Genomic DNA, 18,536 nt, shown 5'->3' with positions numbered 1-18,536 from the left:
TGCGTCGGCGCGCCGCTGGCGAGGCTGGAGCTGCACGTCCTGCTCTCGACGCTGGCCCGGCGCCGGCCGGGCCTGCGCCTCGCGATCTCCGCGGCGGACATCGAATGGCGCCGCGGTGGTTTGCTGCGCGGGGTCTCGAAGCTTGCCCGTCACCTGGTGACGCCCCGGCGCTCCAGGAGGTATCGGGCCAGCTCGGCGACGGTGGGCCGGTCGAAGACGACGGTGGCGGGCAGGTCGATGCCCGACAACCCGGTGAGCCGGGTGCGCAGCTCGATCACGGTGAGCGAATCGAACCCGAGCTCCGGGAACGGGCGGTCGTCGGCGATCACGGCGGCGTCCTCGTGCCCCAGTACCGCGGCGACCTCCGCGCGCAGCAGCTCGCGCAGCTCCGGCTCGGCCAGGTTCTCCGGCCAGCTGGACCGCACCGAAGCCGAGCGGACGGCCGAAGCCCCGGTCGGCGGCGCCATCGACGCCGCCGGGTCGAACCGGACCGGCACCAGCACCGGTTCGGCCGAGCCGAGCGCCGCGTCGAACAGCGCCAGGCCCTGCTCGGCGGTCAGCCCCTCGACGCCGGACGCCTGCATCCGCCGCCGGGCGGTGGCCGAGATCCGGTCGCCGAGACCGGTGCCGAGCTCCCACAGTCCCCACGCCAGCGACAACGCGGGCAGCCCCGCCGCCCGGCGGCGGGACGCCACGGCGTCCAGCACCCGGTTCGCGGCCGCGTAATTGGCCTGCCCGGCCTTGCCGAACACCCCGGCGATCGAGGAGAACAGGATGAAGGCCGTCAGCGGCAGGTGCCGGGTCACCTCGTCGAGGACCAGCGCCGCGTCCGCCTTGGGGCGCAGCACGACGTCCAGGCGTTCCGCCGTCTGGGCCGCCAGCACCCCGTCGTCGACGACGGCCGCGCTGTGCACGACCGCCGTCAACGGTGGATCGCAGCTGCCGACCAGCCCCACGACGGTGGCCCGGTCCGCGACGTCGGCCGCGACGATCCGCGCGTCCGCCCCGAGTTCCCGCAGGGACGCGAGCAGGTCCCCGGCTCCGGGCGCCGCCGGCCCGCTCCGGCTCACCAGCAGGAGGTGCCGGACGCCGTGCTCGGTGACGAGGTGCCGGGCCAGCACGGCGCCGAGCGCTCCCGTCCCGCCGGTGATCAGCACCGTCCCGCTCGCGTCGATCGGGCGCGCCGGCGCCGGGGCGGCCCGCGTGATCCGCAGGACGTGCGGAACTCCGTCGCGCACGGCGATCTGCGGCTCCGCGCTGCCGCCGGCGAGGTCGGCCACCCGCGTCACCGGGAAGCCCGGCTCGAGGTCGACCATGCTGATCCGGCCCGGGTGTTCCGCCGCGGCCGCGCAGCCCAGTCCCCACGCCGCCGCGGCGGCCGGGTCGGGATCGGGGCCGGTCGCGTTGCGGGTGACCAGGAGGAGCCGGTCGCGGCCGCCCTGCCAGTCGTGGAGAACGGCGAGCGCGTGGCCGGCCACCGCGCGCACGTCACCCGGCACACCGGCGATTTCCACGATCCGCACCGGTTCCGCGGCCGCCACCGGCGACATCGGAATCCACTGTGGACGGTAAAGCATGGTGTCGGGGGCCGCCATCGGCCGGGTCGTCAGGGTTTTGATCCCGGCCGTCGGGTTCCCGGCTTCGTCGTACAGCGTGACCCGGACCGCGCCGGCGCCGAGCCGGACACCGTGCACCCTGGCCCGCCGCGCACCGGGCGCGTAGACCTCGACCCCGCTCCAGAGGAACGGCACCCGCTGCCCGGCCGCCGGCCCCTCGGCCAGCGCGGTCGCGTGCACGGCCGCGTCCAGCAGGACCGGGTGCAGCTCGAACCGGCCCCCGACGTCCGGCGGCAGCTCGACCTCGGCGAAGAACTCTTCACCGCGCAGCCACAACCGTCGCACGGCTTGGAAAGCGGGCCCGTAGGCGTGCGCGCGGTAGGCCTCGGCGACGTCGGCTGCCACGGCCCCGGCCGGCGGCCACGCCTCGCTCCAGGCGGGCGGGAGCGGGCCGCGCGGGCGCAGCTTCCCCCCGGCGTGCTTCCGCCAGTGCTCGTCGTCGCGGGCCCGGGCGTAGACGTCGATCCGCGGCTCGTCCACGACGACCTGGACGTGGACGTCCTCGCCGTCGTCCAGGCGGAGCGGGGCTTCGATCACGAGCTCCTCGACGCCCGCTCCGCCCGCGTGCAGAGCCAGCTCGGTGAACAACGTCCCGGGCACCAGCACGGATCCGCCGACGACGTGGTCGGCGAGCCACCGGTGGCGGCGGACGCCGAGCGAGCCGCCGTGCACGACCCGCGGCGAGTCGGGCGCCGCCAGCGCCGGACCGAGCACGGCGTGGTCGCCGGTCTGTTCCGGGGCCGGCTGGTCCAGCCAGTACCGGGTGCGCTTGAACGGGTACGTGGGCAACGGCGTGATCCGCGCGCCCGAGCCGGCGAACACCGCGGGCCAGTCCACCCGGACGCCGGCCGTGTGCACCGCGCCCGCCGCGGCCAGCGCCCCGAAGCCCGACATCCTGGCCGACGTCATCGGCATGATGTCGGCGGCCAGGCGGCCGAGCGTCGGCGCCGGGCCGATCTCGAGGCCGATGGCCGGCCCGGAAGCCGTCGCCGTGGCGAGCGCGTCGGCGAACCGCACCGTCGAACGAGCGTGGCGGCGCCAGTGGCCCGGCTCGATCTCCTCGACCGGTTCCCCGCTCACGCACGAGACGAGCGGGAGGGCAGGACGGTGGTGCGGCAGTCCCGCAGCGACCTCGTGGAACTCGTCGAGCATCGGGTCCAGCAGCGGTGAATGGAAGGCGTGGCTGACGCGCAGCAGCGTCCCGCCGCCGAAGCGATCGGCGAGCGCCGTCGTCGCGGCTCTCTCGCCGGAGAGCACGACCGTACGCGGCCCGATGACCGAGGCGATGGCGACGGCGCCGCCCACGTGCGGGGCCACGTCCGCCTCGGCGGCCACCACGGCGATCATCACCCCGTCGCCGGGCAACGCGGCCATGAGCCGGCCGCGCGCCGCCACGAGCGTTGCCGCGTCCGCCAGCGACAGCACGCCGGCGACGTGCGCGGCGGTGATCTCCCCGATCGAATGGCCCAGCAGGACGTCGGGGCGCAGGCCCCACGACTCGAACAACCGGTACTGCGCGACGCCGAAGGCGAACAGCGCGGCTTGCGCGTGATCGGTTCGGTCCAGCGTTTCCCCGCCGGCCAAGGCGACATCGCGCACGTCATCGCCCAGGGCTTCGCACGCCTCCTCGAAGGCGTCGGCGAACACCGGGAACCGCTCGGCCAGCTCCCGGCCCATCCCGGCCCGCTGCGCGCCCTGCCCGCCGAACACCACGGCGAGCCGGGTTCCGCTCCGGACGGTCCGGCCGGGCACGCGCCCTTCGGCGACCGCTCGCAGGGCCTCCCGGTTCGCCGCGGGCACCAGCACGCGGTGGGCGAGCGGCGTCCGCCGGGCGAGGGTGTAGGCGACATCGACGCTGTCAGGCGCCTCGGCCAGCCCGGCCGCGACGAGCCGGAGCGCGTCGCCGTCCGCGGCGCTGAGCAGCCAGGGCGCCGCGGGGAACGGCCGCCGGGCCGGCGGCTCCGGCGTCGGTGCCTCTTCGACGATCACGTGCGCGTTGGTGCCGCCGATCCCGAAGGCCGACACCCCCGCCCGGCGGGCCCGGTCCGCGTGCGGCCACGGCCGGGCCTCCGCCAGCAGCTTCACCGCGCCGGACGCCCAGTCGACGTGCGGGCTCGGCTCGTCCGCGTGGAGCGACGCCGGCAGTTGCTCGTGCTGCAGCGCCGTCACCACCTTGATCACGCCGGCGATCCCGGCGGCGGCCTGGGTGTGGCCGATGTTCGACTTCACCGAGCCCAGCCAGAGCGGCTCCCGGCGCGGGCCACGCCCGTACGCCGCCATCAGCGCGTCCGCCTCGATCGGGTCACCCAGCGGCGTTCCCGTCCCGTGCCCTTCGACGGCGTCGACGTCCGCCGCGGTCAGCCCCGCGTCCGCGAGCGCCGCCGCGATGAGCGCCTGCTGGGCGCGTCCGCTGGGCGCGGTCAGGCCGTTCGACGCGCCGTCGGCGTTCACCGCGGTGCCGCGCAGCACGGCCAGCACCGGGTGCCCGTTCCGGCGGGCGTCGGACAGCCGTTCCAGCAGGATCACCCCGGCGCCCTCCGACCACGCCGTGCCGTCGGCTCCGGCCGCGTAGGACCGGCACCGGCCGTCCGGGGACAGGCCGCGCTGCCGGCTGAAGGCGAGGAAGGTCCGCGGGGTGGCCATCACCGTGGACCCGCCGGCGACCGCGAGCGAACACTCCCCCTCGCGCAGCGCCTTCACGGCCAGGTGCAGCGCGACCAGCGAAGACGAGCAGGCCGTGTCGACGGTGAGAGCGGGTCCGGTGAGCCCGAAGGTGTAGGAGATCCGGCCCGAGGCGACCGCGTGCGAGGAGCCGATGCCCAGCCACGCCTCGAGCTCGTGATGGCTGGTGAACCGGCTCGCGTAGTCCTCGTTCATGACGCCGACGAACACACCCGTGTCGCTGCCGCGCAGGGTCGCCAAGTCGACACCGGCCCGCTCGAACGCCTCCCAGGACGTCTCCAGCAGCAGCCGCTGCTGCGGGTCGGTCGCCAGCGCCTCCCGCGGCGAAATGCCGAACATCCCGGCGTCGAAGTCCGCGAAACCGTCGAGGAACCCGCCGCGGCGGGTCACCGAGTGCCCGATCCGGTCCGGGTCCGGGTCGTACAACCCCGCCACGTCCCAGCCGCGGTCGGCGGGGAACTCGCTCGTCGCGTCCACCCGGTCCGCCACGAGCCGCCACAGGTCATCCGGCGAGCGCACGCCACCGGGGAACCGGCACGCCATCGCCACGACGGCGATCGGTTCCGCGGACTTCGCCGGGCTCGCGCGCGGCGGCTCCGCCGGGCTCGCCGAGGCGAGCCGCGTCAGCTCGGCGATCACCGCACCCGGCGTGGGGAAGTCGTAGATCAGCGAGTGCGGGACGGGCACGCCGGTCAGCGCGGTGATCCGGTGCCGGAACTGCACGCCGGCCAGGGAAGACAACCCGAGGTCGGTGAAGGGCCGGTCCCGCCACCCGTCGCCGCCGTCGTGCCCGCAGAGGGCCGTCAGCTCGGCCCGCACCACCGCGGCGAGGTCCCGCTGCTCCGGCGCGCTCGCCATGGCGTGCCGCTTCGGTTTGCCCGACGCCGTCCGCGGGATCGAGTCGACTTCGAGGTAGGCCACCGGCACCTTGTGCAGCGAAAGCCTGCTGAGGCAGAGGCGACGCAGCTCCTCGGCGTCGAAGCCGTCCGGCCCGGCGACCACGAACGCCACCGGCACCTGCCCGACGACGTCGTCGGGCCGGCCGGTGACGAGGACTTCCCGCACCGACGGGGACTCCTCCAGCACGGCCTCGATCTCGGTGGGGTGGACGTTCTGGCCACCGCAGACGATCACGTCGTCGACCCGGCCGTCCAGCACCAGCCGGCCGCCGTCGAACCGGCCGGCGTCACCGGTGCGGTACCAGCCGTCCCGCAACGGCGACCCGGGTTGCCCGTGGTAGCCCAGCATCAGTCCCGGGCCGCGGACGAGCACTTCCCCCGCGTCGATCCGGACCTCCATGCCGGGCACCGGGACCAGTCCCGGTTCGCCGGGGCGCTCCATCGCGAGCTTCCCGCCCGTCTCGGTGCTCCCGTAGCCGTCGACGAGGGGCAGGCCGAACAGCTCCCGGACCGCGGCGCGGGTCGCCGGCGTGCACGGCGCACCGCCGGTCAGGCACAGCCTCGGCGAGACGACCGGGCCGTCGGCTTCCTGGCGGAGCCGCAGGTAGGTGGCCGGCACCCCGGCGAGCACGCAGCCCGGGTACTGCGCGAGCAGCTCCGGCGAGCAGCCGTCGGCGAGCCGGGTGTGGGCGCCGAGCGCGATCGTGGCCGTGAAGGCGAGCGACAGGGCGTAGGCATGGTGGACCGGCAGCGGCCACACCACGGTGTCACCGGCCTCGATCCCGAACACGGGGACGTAACAGGCGGCGGTCGACCACAGCATCGCGCGTTGCGAGAGGAGAACGCCTTTCGGCCGTCCGGTGGTGCCGGAGGTGTAGAGCAGCCAAGCGGGCTCGTCGAGCCCGAGGTCGTCCCGCGGCGGAGCCGCCGCCGGCGGCGGCTCCTCGACGAAGAGAACCCGAAGGCCCGGCCGGCTCTGCCGCAGCCGTTGCGCCACCTCGGCATGCCGCGACTCGGTGATCAGGAGGGTCGCCCCCGAGTCGTCGGCCAGGTGGGCGAGCTCGGCTTCGGTCGACCGCACGCTCACCGGCACGCCGACGGCCGCCGCCCGCAGCACCGCCAGCAGGGCCACGACGAACTCGACCCGGCTGCCGACGTGGACCAGCACGCGATCGCCCCGGGACACGCCGAGCCCCGCGGCGAAGTCCGCACTGGCGCGGGCCAGCTCACCGTGGGTCAGCGTCCGCCGGCCGTCGGAGTAGGCAGGGCGTCCGGCGGGGTGCGCGGACAACGACGTCAGCAGCGGCCTGATGAACTCGGCCCGGATTTCCTCCACTGCTCCGGGTATACCGCAACCGCCCGCCCCGCCGCCCGCACCGCGTCCGTTCGGGCACCAAGACTGCCTCGGGTGATCACCGCGGCTTCGTCGGCGGGGTGGTGCCGGTCCGTTCGTCGCCGTAGCTCAGCCAGGTTCCGATCGGGGGACGCTGCCCGACGCCCGGACGGCCGTAGTCGCACACCCCGGCCGGGAACGCCGCCCGCAGCCGCTGCCGGTCCGCGGCGGTGAAGGTGACCGGGTAGTCGCGGAAGTCGAGCGGCTTCAGCCGGCACTTCAGCACGTCGAGGGCCAAGCTCTCCCCCGCGACCATCCGGGTGTCGGCCGCCACCGGGTACTGCGCGCCGCACCGGCCGCTCGCCGGGTACGTCAGCTTCTCGGTGATCCGGGACGCGGCCGAGAGGTAGCACCCGTCGCCGAGATCGCCCGGCCGGTTCGCCAGCACCTTCTGCTGGCGGCTCCGGTGCGAGCTGTCGGCGTCGATCGCGGTGAGCCAGCGGTCCATCGCGTCGAGCTCGTAGACGCTGGCCGAGCCCGCTTCGGCCGCGGTGGGGTGGTTTTCGATGATGACCTGGTTGCCCGCGGTGCCGTTGGCCCGCAGAAGCCGTTGCCGCATCACGTAGGACCACTCGGTGGTGTGGATGTCGTTGCCGAACCCGGCGAGGTCGAGATCGGTGCGCTGGTCGATGATCGGCGTCTCGCGCAGGCCTTGCGACGCGGAATTCACGAGATCGTCGGCGTACACCGCGGCGAGCGCCTTGGGGTCGGCCGCGATCCGCTGCGGCACAGGCGTTCCGGTGTGGTCGAGGCCGCCGATGGCGGCGTTGAGGTCCGCGAACTGCGCCGCGGTGATCGTCCCGGCTTTCAGTGCGGCCAAGCCGTACTGCACGCCGGTGGTGTCCAGCGGGCTGCGCACGAACCCGGTCTCCGGGTCCCGCCCGAGCTGGTTGGCCAGTTGCTCATTGGAGTTGCACTTCACCCCGCGCGGGTTGGTGACCGGATCCCACCGCGCCGAAACCGGGATGGCGGCGTTGCAGCTGCCGGTCGCGGTGGCGCGGCTGGCGAAGGTCTTGTCCCAGGAGACGCAGGTGTCGTAGCTGGCGAAGCCCGCAACGGACTGCTTCTGCGCCGCGGTGAACGACGCGCCCGGCCCGGCGAAGTACCGCTCCAGCAGGCGGCAGTCCGACACCGGGCCGCCCGTGCTCAGCGGGTCCGGGAACGAGACACCGGGGATGATGCCGTCGACGATGCCGGGGTAGTTCTCCGCGATGTCGTACTGCTGGATCGCCCCGCCCGAGCCACCCCAGCCGATGGTGTGCGCCACCGGGCCGTAGGTCTCGATGAAGTGCTCCTTGACCATCATCGCCGCCTCGGCCGAGATGATCGGGCTGCAGTTGTTGTCGAGCACGTTCAGGGTCGACGACGCGACCGCGTAGCCCTGGGCCAGGAACAGGTCGTTGACGACCCCGCCGGTCGAGCTGCCCTGGTGGTAGCCCGCGTTGCAGCCGCCCCCGAAGGTGTAGACCAGCTTCCCGTTCCAGCCGTGCTCCGGCGAGACGGGCGAGGGCGCGCCGTCGTAGAGCGCCGCCATCTCGTAGACGGCGCGATCGATCGTGCCGCGTTCGACGCGGACCACGTACGGCACCGCGTGCCCGCCGACCGTGGCCGTCGCGAGGTCCGCGGGCCGGCTCGCCGGATCCGCCAGCGGTGCGAACGTCCCGGCGGTCGTGCGGTACTGGTAGCTCACCTGGGTCGGCGCGCCGCAGAACGGCTGCGACGCGGCGGGCAGGCCGAAGGCTTGGGTCTCGCAGTAGAACGGGAGCTGCTGCGCGCCGGAGAAGACGGGCCCGGTGATCGGGTGGTTGGTGACGCGCAGGTGCGCCCGCCGGTCCGGGCCGCGTCCGCTCGTCCGGGCGCTCAGGTCGTTGACGCCGTCGCGCAGGCCGCTCACCAGTCCGAGCAGGCTGCCGTCCGGCTGGGCGTGAAAGCTCGAGGTGACGTCGTGGCCATTCGCGCTGACGTCGACCCGCCCGGCCCTCGGCGGCACGACGACCCTGACCAGAACCTGTCCCCCGCTGACGAGCGCCGCCCGAGGGTTCGACACCGTCTCGATCGCCGGCCACCGACCCGGTGGCGCGTCGGGAGCGGCCACCGCGGTCGCGGTCCCCAGCAGGAGGACGGGCGCGGTCAGCGCCGCAACCAGGGCGGATGAGCGCACAGCACGGTTGGCCACCGGACACTCCGCTCGCTCGTGGCATCGCGTCGTCGCGACACCGGGCAGCTGCCGGTATAGCACCTGCGGCCCGGCCGGAACAACGGCCGATGGCAGCCCCTCGAGTGCGGAAGGCACGGCCGGGTTCGGATGGGCACCCGGGCAAGCGGTCAAGGCATCAGCCGAGACTCCACCGCTGGTTGCTGCCGCCGTTGCAGGACCACAGTTCGACCAGGGCGCCGTCGGCGGTGGAAGCACCGGTCACGTCCAGGCACAGCCCGGACCGCGCGGTGACGGTGCCGTCGGCGTTGACGTTCCACTGCTGGTTGGCCTGGCCGTTGCAGGACCACACGATCACTTTGGTCCCCGGGCTCGTGCCCTGGCCGTTGGCGTCCAGGCACAGCGGCGTGCCGGCCGGCGTCACGGTCAGCTGGGCGGCGGCGGTCCGCGTCCAAGCCTGCCCGGCCCGGCCGTCGCACACGCCGATGGTCACCTGCGTGCCCGGCGCGCCGGACGAGGGCGCGGCGAGGCACTTGGCCGCGCCCACCGCGTGCAACGGGCCGGTGTTCCCGTCTCCCGGTGGTGTGCTGCCGCCGGGCACGTACGGGCACTTGGGCGTGTAGATCGAGATGGATCGGGGATCGGGGGGCGCCGGGCACAGGAAGGGCGGGTACCGGGTGTCACTGTCCAGGAAGGTTTTCAGCCACGGGATCAGCAGTTTCATCTCGACGTTGTTGGGATGGGTGTAGTAGACGTGGTCGGCGCCGGCGATCTGGGCGAAAACGCTCTGCGTCGAGGCGGGCATGGTGGCGTAGAGACCGCTGAGGTAGGACGGCGTGACCACGGAGTCGTTCTGCCCACCGAGCACCATCGTCGGCACCCGGTCCGTGGCCAGCGACAAGTTGCCCACCGGTGAGCCGGGCGCGAGCCCGATCGCGGCCTTGAGCGCGGGCCGGCGTTCCGCCGCGAGCAACGCCCCGGCCCCGCCCGCGGAATGGCCGAGCACGGCCAGCCGGTCCGGGTCGACCCGGTCGCGCACCGGGCTCTGCGTCGTCAGGTAGTCCAACGCGGCCAGCAGCTCGGTGCCGCGGGCGTCGGCGCTGTCGGTGCGGGTGCTGGTCTCCACGCCGATCACCACGAACCCGAACGAGGACAGCCACGGCCCCATCCACGCTTCCTCGTCGGCGAACAACGCGGAATAGCCGGGCACGATCGCCAGCGCACCCCAGGTACCCAGGCTCGTGTCGGTCGGGTAGTACACCCGTCCACCGTTGAACCCGTGACCCGCCGGCACGCTCGCCGACGCCGTCGCGAACGGACCGGTACTCGATTCGATCATCGCCACCGTCGGATCGGGGCCTCGCTGGTACGGATTGCCCGGCGCGCTGTCGCGCGGCCGGGCGAGGGCGGGCCCCGCCGCGAGCGCGGCCACCGTGGTCATCGCGGCCAGGATGGTCACGATGAGCCTGGTCGCCCGGACCGTCGTCGCGACTCGTCGCATGCTCGCCTCCAGGGCCGAGGGAAAAGTCCGCCTCAGGGTGACAAGAGGGCTCCGCAACTTCAAACGACCGCGCACCGGTGGCACCACCTCCCTCCCGCAGGCCATCGGATCGCCGCTGGTCACCCGTTCGTTCCGAGACGTTCGCCGTCGCGTGATCACCCGGCCACGGCGGGAAAATTTCATCGGCGAGCCGGAATTCCCCGCTGTCGCGGGTTCCCGGTGCCGGGCTCATTTCGCGAGCAGGGTGAGCAGCCGCGCCACCTCGTCGCGGACCGCGTCGCGGCCGGGAGCCAGGTAGCGGCGGGGGTCGGTGAGGGCCGTGTGCGTCCCGAGCGTCGAACGCACGGCTTCGGTGAGCACCTGGTTCAGCCGCGTTCCGATGTTGACCTTGACGATGCCGCTCGCCACCGCCCCGCGCAGTCCCTCGTCGGGGACGCCCGAGGAACCGTGCAGCACCAGCGGCACCGGAACGCTCCGCGCGAGCGCGGTGATCAGCTCTTCGTCCAGCACCGCGCTGCGGTCGGCCATGGCGTGCGACGAGCCGACGGCCACGGCGAGGGAGTCCACGCCGGTCGCGGTGACGAACTCGCGGGCCTCGGCCGGGTCCGTGCGCACGCCGGGGGCGTGGGCGCCGTCCTTGCCGCCGATCTCGCCGAGCTCCGCCTCGACCCGGCAGCCCGCCGCGTGGCAGCGTTCGGCGACGGCTTTCGTCCTGGCCACGTTCTCGGCGTAGGGCAGCGCGGCGGCGTCGAACATGACGGACGTGATGCCCAGGTCGAGGCCCTCGCGGATCAGCTCCTCGTCCTCGATGTGGTCGAGGTGGACCAGGACCGGCACGGTCGCGGTCCCGGCCAGCCGCAGGCAGGCGAGCGCGAACGGCGCGAGCGAACCGTGGTAGCGAACGGCGTTCTGCGAGATCTGCAGGATCACCGGGAGGCCGCTGCGCTCCGCGCCGGCCACGACGGCTTCCGCGTGCTCGATCAGGATCGCGTTGAACGCCCCGATCGCGCGCCGCTGCGTCCGCAGGTCGTCCAGCAAGGCGGCCCAGTTCATCGGATCCTCTCCACTTTCACGGCACGACTCCACTTTTCCCTGGCCGCGACGTCGATCTCGCCGGCGACCGGCCGCAGCACCGCGGCGGCCGACGTCGCGACCACGTCCGCCAGCGCGACCGGCCAGTCCACTTCGGACACTGTCAGGTGCATGGCCAGCGCCGCGGCTCCGGCGTCTCCGGCACCGGCCGGATTGCCGGTGACGACTTCGGCGGGCCGGGCGCGCCAAGCGCCCCCGGCAGTCACGGCCATCGCGCCTCCGGGGCCCAAGGTGGCGACCACCGCCGGGGCTCCCGCGGTCACCAGGTCCTGACCGGACCCGGCCAGGTCCGCCAGCTCGTCTTCGTTCGGCATGAGCACGGCTCCACTGCGAGCGGCCTCGCGGAGGGCGGCACCGGAGACGTCGGCGATGACCGGCACGTCGTGCCGGACGCACAGCCGAGCCAGCTTCGCGGGAACGTCGGCGGCCAGCCCGGCGGGCACGCTGCCGGAGATCACGACGGCTCCCGCCCCGGCCGCGAGCTCGGCGCGAAGCGCGGCGACGATGCCCGCTTCCGCGGCCTCCCCGGCCGGAAAGCCGTTCTCCTGCAGCATCGTCGTCCCGTCGGCGGGCGTCACCACCGCCACGGTCCGCCGCACCGCGGGCAGCGCCGGGACGAGCCGGTGCGCGAGGCGCAGCTCGTCCAGCCCGATCCGGAACTCGTCGGGTGTCCGGGTCGTGGTGAGCGCCAGCACCAGGCTCTCGCCACCCAGTTCGCGGACCACCGCCGCGACGTTGACGCCCTTGCCGCCGGCGCGCGACCGGACGTCCGGCACCCGCACGGTCTCCCCCACGCGCAGCGCGTCCACCCGGTAGGTCACGTCGATGGCGGGGTTGAGGGTGACCGTGACGATCCGCGGCGTCATGACACCGCGCTGCCGGGGACCAGCTCCGTGGACTTTTCCGCGCGGTACACCATCAGGGTCGAACCGGCGAGAGCCAGCACGATGCCCGCGATCTGGAACCCGGTCGGCGCGGCGCCGAAGAACAGCAGAGACAGGACGATCGTCAGCACGGGGGCCAGCGCGTTGGTCACCGGCGCCACGATCGACGCCTTGCCCCGGCTCATCGCCATCACGAGGAACAGCGCGCCGACCGCGTTGAGCAGCTGGGTACCGGCGGTGAGCGCGGGCGCCTGCCACGGGAACCCCAGCGGGAGCCCGCCCATCATCAGCACGGCGACCGGGATCAGCAGCAGCCCGCTGATCGTCATCCAGCCGAACGTCGACGCGTCGTCCACGCCGGCGAGCGCGGCCTTGCGCATGAAGAACGCCTGGACACCCCACGCCACGCAGACTCCGGCGGCCAGCACCAGGTAGAGCCACCCGCTGTCCCCGCCGTCCCCCGTGGAGACGGAGAACAGGACGACGGCGACCAGCGCGAGCACCACACCGGCCCACGACCACCCCCCGAGCCGTTCCCGCAACGCGGCGAACGCCAGCAGCACCGTGACCGCGGGCGAAAGCGCGACGATCGGGAAGATCACGTACGCCGGTCCGATGGTGAGGGCCTTGAACAGCAGCAGCTGGCCACCTGCCCCGGTGAGCCCGATCAGCAGCCCGTACCCGGCGGCGACGCGGCCGCGGTCGAACTTCTTGCCGCGCAGCGAGAACCACGCGGGCACGAGCATGGTCAGCGCCCAGACCACGTAGACCATCGGGTCGGGGTAGGCGTAGAGCTTGGTGGGCAGGCTGGAAAAGGCCCCCCACACCCCCCAGAACACCACCAGCAGTCCCGCGTACGGGATCCAGCTGTTCGCGCGGGTGAACGACATCTCGGCTCCTCAGCGAGGCAGGGACGCGGCCGGGTGGACTTGCCCGGCCCGCAACGGGTGTCCGTGCAGGCGCGCCGCGTAGAGCGCGGCACCGATGTGCGGTTCCAGCAGGGGCGCACGGAGGTCGTACTCGAGGGACAGCGCATCGCGGAACGACGACAGCACGTGCGCCGACCCGAACATGCCGCCGGAGTAAGACACCGGAACCCGTTGTGCGGCACCGAATTCGAGAGCTTCGCGACCGACGTCCACGAGCAGCGCGAGCTCACGCCCCGCCTCCCGGAGGATTCCGGTCGCGACCGCGTCGCCGGCCTCCGCCGCCTCGGCCACGACCATGCTCAGCTTCGCGACCTTGCCCCGGTCGCCGTGCCACTGGTTCACGACGACGTCGATCGCGTCGAAATCGGCGGCGAGGCCGAGTGTCCGGCGCATTTCTCCGACGAGCGGGCCGGCCGGCAGCCGCCCGTCGACCATGCGGCTGAACGCGTTCAGGCCCTGGATCGCGACCCAGTAGCCGGAGCCTTCGTCACCGAAGAGCTCGCTCCAGCCACCACCGCGCCACTGCCGGCCGTCGTGCTCGCCGTAGGCGATCGAGCCGGTGCCGGCGACGACGTTGATGCCGTCGATCGCCCCCAGCGACCCGGCCCAGCCGCAGATCATGTCGTTGCCGCAGCGGTAGTTCTGCGTCCCGAGGATTCGGGCGGGTATCGCGTCGAGCACTGGCACGTCGGCACTGATCTCCCCGTAGGCGGGCAGGCCGAAGAAGGCGTACGTGATGTCCGGGACCGCAATGCCGCCGGCCTCGCACACTTCGCCGATCCCCTGGCGCAACAGGGGTTCCACGATCTGCAGGCCTTCGCTCAGGTAGTACACGCTCGCGGTCCTGGCCTCCGCGACGACCCGGCCGTCGAGATCGACCAGGCAGAACGCCGTCTTCGTCCCCCCACCGTCGACACCGAGGAACACGTCAGCCCACCTCCGCGGGATCGAAATCGTGGATGACCACGCCCTGCACGACGCGGTTCACCTCCCCTTCGGGGAAGGGGTTGTCCGGGGTGACGCCCAGCGCGAGCGAGCACGCGAGCGCCGTGGTCTGCGCCGCGATCACGGCCAGCAACGCGTAACCGGCAAGGGGGATGCCGGGGGGCGAGGGCACGGGCCAGACCCGGGCTCCGCCGAACTCTTCCGCGTCGTCCCCGCCCACCACGACCACCCGCTCCTCGCCGAGGGACTGCACCAGCTCGCGCGCGATGTCCCCGTCGTACCGCCGCGCGTGCGGATCGGTGGAGCGGAAGACCACGGCGATGGTGCGCTCGTCGAGCACCGACTTCGGTCCGTGCCGGAAGCCCAGCGCGGAATCGGCGATGCCGACCACCTCACCCCGGGTCAGCTCGAGGCACTTGAGCGCGGCCTCCCGGGCCAGCCCGCGAAGCGGCCCGGAGCCGAGGAACACCAGCCGGGCCGGCTTGGCGCCGGAAATCGACGGCGCGTGGTCCGCGGCACCGTCCAGCACCGCCGTCCCGGCGCGCGCCAGCGCCTCGACGTCGACGTCCACGCCGAAGGCGAGCAGGGCCGCCAGCGCCATCCCGGTGAACGACGAGGTCATCGCGAATCCGCGGTCGTTGACCTCGTCCGGCAGGGCCACCACGACCGCGTTCCCGGCGCCGGACCACCGCCGCGCCAGCTGTCCGCCCGGGTCGCAGGTGATCACCAGGTGCCGCAGCCCGGGCGTCAGCCGGTGCAGCAGGTCCGCCGCCGCGACGGACTCGGGACTGTTGCCACTGCGCGCGAAGGACACCAGCACGATCGGCCGGTCGTCCACGACCACGGCGAGCGGATCGGCGACGATCTCCGTCGTTGCGATCGCCTCGACCGGACGGCCGAGGTGCCGCGCGAGATCGCGGGCCACGACCTCGCCGACGAACGCCGAGGTACCCGCACCGGTGAGCACGATCCGCCGTCCGGGGAGCCCGATCAGCTTCTCGATTTCCGGCCGGGCCCGCCGTACGGCCTCCGCCACCCGGAGCCAGGTGGCGGGCTGCTGCCCGATCTCCCGCGCGGTCCAGCTGTCGCCGGACCACCGCCCGCTGCTGTGCATAGGTGCTGCCTCCGATTTCCGGGACGTACTCCCGGAGACTCATCCGCTCCCCGGTGCGGGGGCAAGGTCCGGTGTCCAAATGCGCATTCCGATTGAGCGTTTCGCCGGCTGTCGTAGGCTCGGCCCATGGCCACGCGGAAGAGGAGCGCCACCCGGGCCGAACGGCTCTCGGAGATGTTGCGGGTGCTCGCGGACACCGGCTCGCTGCACGTGGGTGAGCTGTCCACCCGGTTCGGCGTCTCCTCCGCCACGCTGCGGCGCGATCTGGCCAAACTGGAGGAACAGCGGCTGCTGACCCGCACCCACGGCGGCGCGCGGCCCCGGGGGCGCACGCACGAGGTGCCGCCGCCCTACCGGGAAAACCGGTCCCGGGACGCCAAACGCGCCATCGTGCACGCGGCGATCCGCACACTGCCGACCGGGCCGCACGTGATCGCCCTGACCGGCGGCTCCACCACGAGCGAACTCGCCAGGGAACTGCCCGGCCGGGCGGACCTGACGGTGGTCACGAACGCGTTGAACATCGCGATGGACCTGGCCCTGCACCCTCGGCTGAAGCTGGTCGTCGTCGGCGGGGTCGCCCGGCCCCAGTCCTACGAGCTGGTCGGGCCATGGGCCGAGCACGTGCTGGCCTCGATCAGCGTCGGCACGGCGTTCGTCGGCGTGGACGGCATCGACGCGACGGCGGGCATCACCACGCACGACGAGAACGAGGCCCGGACCAACCGCGCCATGCTCGGCCGCGCCCAGCGGGTGGTCGTGCTGGCCGACGGCAGCAAGCTCGGGCGCACCACCCTCGCCCGCATGGGTGACATCCAGGACGTGCACGAGGTCATCACCGACGCCTCCGCCGCGCCCGGCGCGGTCGCGGCGATCCGCCGGGCCGGGGTCCGGGTCACCGTGGTCGAGGTCAGCTCCGCCCAGGACCGCTGAAACGCTCATCGCGAATGCGCGTTTCGTTGACCGCGGTGGTCGTCCTGCCTACCTTTCGCCGACAACAGCCCCGACGATGATGGAGTCCGGATGAAGCGTTCTCTCCCCGTCCACGGCAAGCGATTCGCTTCTTTCACCGCGGCGGGCGCGCTGGCCGTCGGCACGCTCACCGCGGTCGCCGCACCGGCCTCGGCCGCGATCACCCTGCCCCCGCAGGCCGCCGGGTTCGACTACCAGATCGGCGGCGCCTACACCCCGCCGTCCGGGGTGCAGATCGTCAGCCGCGACGTCTCCGCGGCCCCGGCGAGCGGCAAGTACAACATCTGCTACCTCAACGCTTTCCAGGCCCAGAAAGGCCAGGACGGCGACTGGCCGAGCGACCTGCTGCTCCGCGATTCCAGCGGCAACAAGGTCGTCGACCCGGACTGGCAGGAAACGCTGCTCGACCTGCGCACCGCCGACAAGCGCAGCCGGGTCGCGGCCAAGGTCGGCAGCTGGATCGACACGTGCGCCTCGAAGGGGTACCAGGCGATCGAGCCGGACAACTACGACAGCTACAGCCGGTCCGAGAACCTGCTCACCACCACGCACGCGCAGGAGTACATCAAGCTCCTGTCCGCCCGCGCGCACGGCAAGAACCTCGCCATCGCCCAGAAGAACACCCCGGAGCTGGCCGGCAACCGGGTCGCCAACGGCCTCGACTTCGCCGTCACCGAAGAATGCGGTGAATACGAGGAATGCGCCGACTACGCCGGCCCGTTCAACAACCGGGTGGTCGACGTCGAGTACACCGCTTCGGGCATGAGCAAGGGTTGCCCGGAGTGGAAGAGCAAGATCAGCATCGTCCGGCGTGACCTGTACGTGGTGCCCCAGGGAACGAGCGGATACGTCCGCAAGACCTGCTGACACGCACCTTGACACGTTCGATCGCGCTCGCTTTACTGCTGTCCACGTCGGAACGAACAGCCGACGTCAGAGGTATGCCCAGCCGGTATGTCGGTTCTCCCGCGAGCCCGGACTGAGTCGCCAGGACCCGCTGGTGGTCCGAGGCGGGGTCGTGCCCACCATCATCCGGAGTTTTCGATGATGTCTTTCCCGTTCCCCGGCAAGACCCGCTGATGGACCGCCGCGGATTCCTGCGCGGCGCCGGCGGACTGGCCCTCGGTGCCGCGCTGGCCGGCTGCGGCCCGGCGCGGGCCACCGGAGGCCCGGTCACGGTCGAGATCTGGCACGGCCAGACCGACACCGGCAAGAAGGTGCTCGACACCCTCGTCGCGGACTTCCACCGGACCCACCCCGGCATCCGGATCGACCTGGGCGGCGGCGTCCTCGCCGACGCGATGCTCCAGAAGATCACCGCGGCACTCGCGTCGGGGTCCTTCCCGGACATCGCCTACGTCTTCGGTTCGGACCTCGCCAGCGTGGCGCGCAGCCCCAGCGTCGTCGACGTCACCGACCTCGTCGACGCGGGCCCCGGCTTCTGGGCCCCGGCCCGGGAAGCGGTCACCGTCAACGGCCGCGTCCGCGCGGTCCCGGCGCTGCTCGACTCCCTGGCCGTGGTGTGCAACAAGGCGCTGTTCGCCGGCGCCGGGATTCCGCTGCCCGCCGCGGGCTGGACGTGGGCCGACTTCGTCGCCACCGCGAAAAAGCTCACCGACCCGGGCAGCGGCACCTTCGGCACCGCCTGGCCCGCCACCGGCGACGAGGACACCGTGTGGCGGCTGTGGCCGATGGTGTGGGACCTCGGCGGCGACGTCATCGGCGCCGGCGGCCGCGGCATCGGGTTCGCCGACCAGGGCGTCCGTGCCCTCGAAGTCCTCCGCGACCTCGCCGGGGCGCACGCGGTCTACCTCGACCCGAAGACCGGCAGCGAGCAGATGTACCAGGCGTTCGAAGCCGGTCACATCGGGATGGTCGCGACCGGTCCGTGGCAGCTGCCCGACATCGCCGACGCCGGGATCGACTACGCGGTCGTGCCGCTGCCGAGCTTCGGCCGCCGTCCGGTCACCATCTCCGGCCCGGACACCTGGACGCTGTTCGACAACGGCGAAGAACGCGTGGCGGCGGCCCGCACCTTCCTGTCCTGGCTGGCGGACCCGGCCCAGGACGTCCGCTGGGACGACGGCGCGGGCAGCCTCCCGCTGAGCCGCCGGACGCAGCAACTGCCCGCCTGGGAAGAGAAGACCGCCGAGACCCCGGGCCTGCCGGTCTTCGTCGACGCGCTGGAGAACGCCCGCGTCCGGCCCGTGCACCCGGCCTACCCCCAGGTGTCGGCGGCCCTCGGCACCGCGATCGTCGCCGTGCTGCTCGGCCGGGCGACCCCGGCCGACGCCATGCGCGACTGCGCCGCGGCCGCGAACGCCGCCCTGATCATTCCGCGATAGGGAGCCGCC

The 18,536-nt window shown here is 73.2% G+C and carries 11 protein-coding genes; 3 read left to right on the top strand and 8 right to left on the bottom strand.

What is annotated here, in order from left to right; translation table 11 throughout:
- Nucleotides 1-149: 149 nt before the first annotated feature.
- The 8 genes from QRY02_RS08470 to QRY02_RS08435 form a co-directional block, all read right to left on the bottom strand.
- A complete protein-coding gene (locus QRY02_RS08470; protein WP_285990935.1) occupies nt 150-6,533 on the bottom strand; it encodes a beta-ketoacyl synthase N-terminal-like domain-containing protein in 6,384 nt (2,127 codons plus the stop codon).
- 76 nt (nt 6,534-6,609) lie between these two features.
- Nucleotides 6,610-8,766, bottom strand: coding sequence for a DUF6351 family protein (locus QRY02_RS08465; protein WP_285990934.1), 2,157 nt, complete (start codon nt 8,764-8,766; stop codon nt 6,610-6,612).
- Nucleotides 8,767-8,923: 157 nt separating this feature from the next.
- Nucleotides 8,924-10,246: a poly(ethylene terephthalate) hydrolase family protein gene (locus QRY02_RS08460; protein WP_285990933.1), complete on the bottom strand. Its 1,323-nt coding sequence runs from the start codon at nt 10,244-10,246 to the stop codon at nt 8,924-8,926.
- A 228-nt stretch (nt 10,247-10,474) separates the two neighbouring features.
- A complete protein-coding gene (locus QRY02_RS08455; protein WP_285990932.1) occupies nt 10,475-11,299 on the bottom strand; it encodes a class II fructose-bisphosphate aldolase in 825 nt (274 codons plus the stop codon).
- Nucleotides 11,296-12,204 carry a 1-phosphofructokinase family hexose kinase gene (locus QRY02_RS08450; RefSeq protein WP_285990931.1) on the bottom strand — a complete coding sequence of 303 codons (909 nt, stop codon included), beginning with the start codon at nt 12,202-12,204 and terminating at the stop codon, nt 11,296-11,298. The genes QRY02_RS08455 and QRY02_RS08450 overlap by 4 nt, the downstream gene beginning before the upstream one ends.
- Nucleotides 12,201-13,112 carry a DMT family transporter gene (locus QRY02_RS08445; RefSeq protein ID WP_285990930.1) on the bottom strand — a complete coding sequence of 304 codons (912 nt, stop codon included), beginning with the start codon at nt 13,110-13,112 and terminating at the stop codon, nt 12,201-12,203. The genes QRY02_RS08450 and QRY02_RS08445 overlap by 4 nt, the downstream gene beginning before the upstream one ends.
- 9 nt (nt 13,113-13,121) lie before the next feature.
- Nucleotides 13,122-14,078, bottom strand: a complete 957-nt coding sequence (locus QRY02_RS08440) for an N-acetylglucosamine kinase (RefSeq protein WP_285990929.1) — start codon at nt 14,076-14,078, stop codon at nt 13,122-13,124.
- A gap of 1 nt (nt 14,079) precedes the next feature.
- Nucleotides 14,080-15,210 (bottom strand): SIS domain-containing protein, encoded by a 1,131-nt coding sequence (locus QRY02_RS08435; RefSeq protein ID WP_285990928.1) that lies wholly within the window; start codon nt 15,208-15,210, stop codon nt 14,080-14,082.
- A 126-nt stretch (nt 15,211-15,336) separates the two neighbouring features.
- Here QRY02_RS08435 and QRY02_RS08430 point away from each other — a divergent pair, with 126 nt between their 5' ends.
- The 3 genes from QRY02_RS08430 to QRY02_RS08420 all read left to right on the top strand — a co-directional run bounded on the left by QRY02_RS08430 (nt 15,337) and on the right by QRY02_RS08420 (nt 18,527).
- The gene (locus QRY02_RS08430; protein WP_285990927.1) at nt 15,337-16,143 is read left to right on the top strand and encodes a DeoR/GlpR family DNA-binding transcription regulator; all 807 of its coding nucleotides are present in this window, start codon (nt 15,337-15,339) and stop codon (nt 16,141-16,143) included.
- A 90-nt stretch (nt 16,144-16,233) separates the two neighbouring features.
- On the top strand, nt 16,234-17,049 hold the full coding sequence (locus QRY02_RS08425; RefSeq protein ID WP_285990926.1) for an endo alpha-1,4 polygalactosaminidase: 816 nt from the start codon (nt 16,234-16,236) through the stop codon (nt 17,047-17,049).
- A gap of 212 nt (nt 17,050-17,261) precedes the next feature.
- Entirely contained in the window at nt 17,262-18,527 is a 1,266-nt protein-coding gene (locus tag QRY02_RS08420; RefSeq protein ID WP_285990925.1) for an ABC transporter substrate-binding protein, read from the top strand.
- Nucleotides 18,528-18,536 lie beyond the last annotated feature (9 nt).

Origin of the sequence: Amycolatopsis sp. DG1A-15b, from assembly GCF_030285645.1 — a bacterium.
Lineage (GTDB): Bacteria > Actinomycetota > Actinomycetes > Mycobacteriales > Pseudonocardiaceae > Amycolatopsis.
The sequence above is the reverse complement of the archived record's forward strand: the minus strand, read 5'-3'. Positions and strand labels throughout refer to the sequence as shown.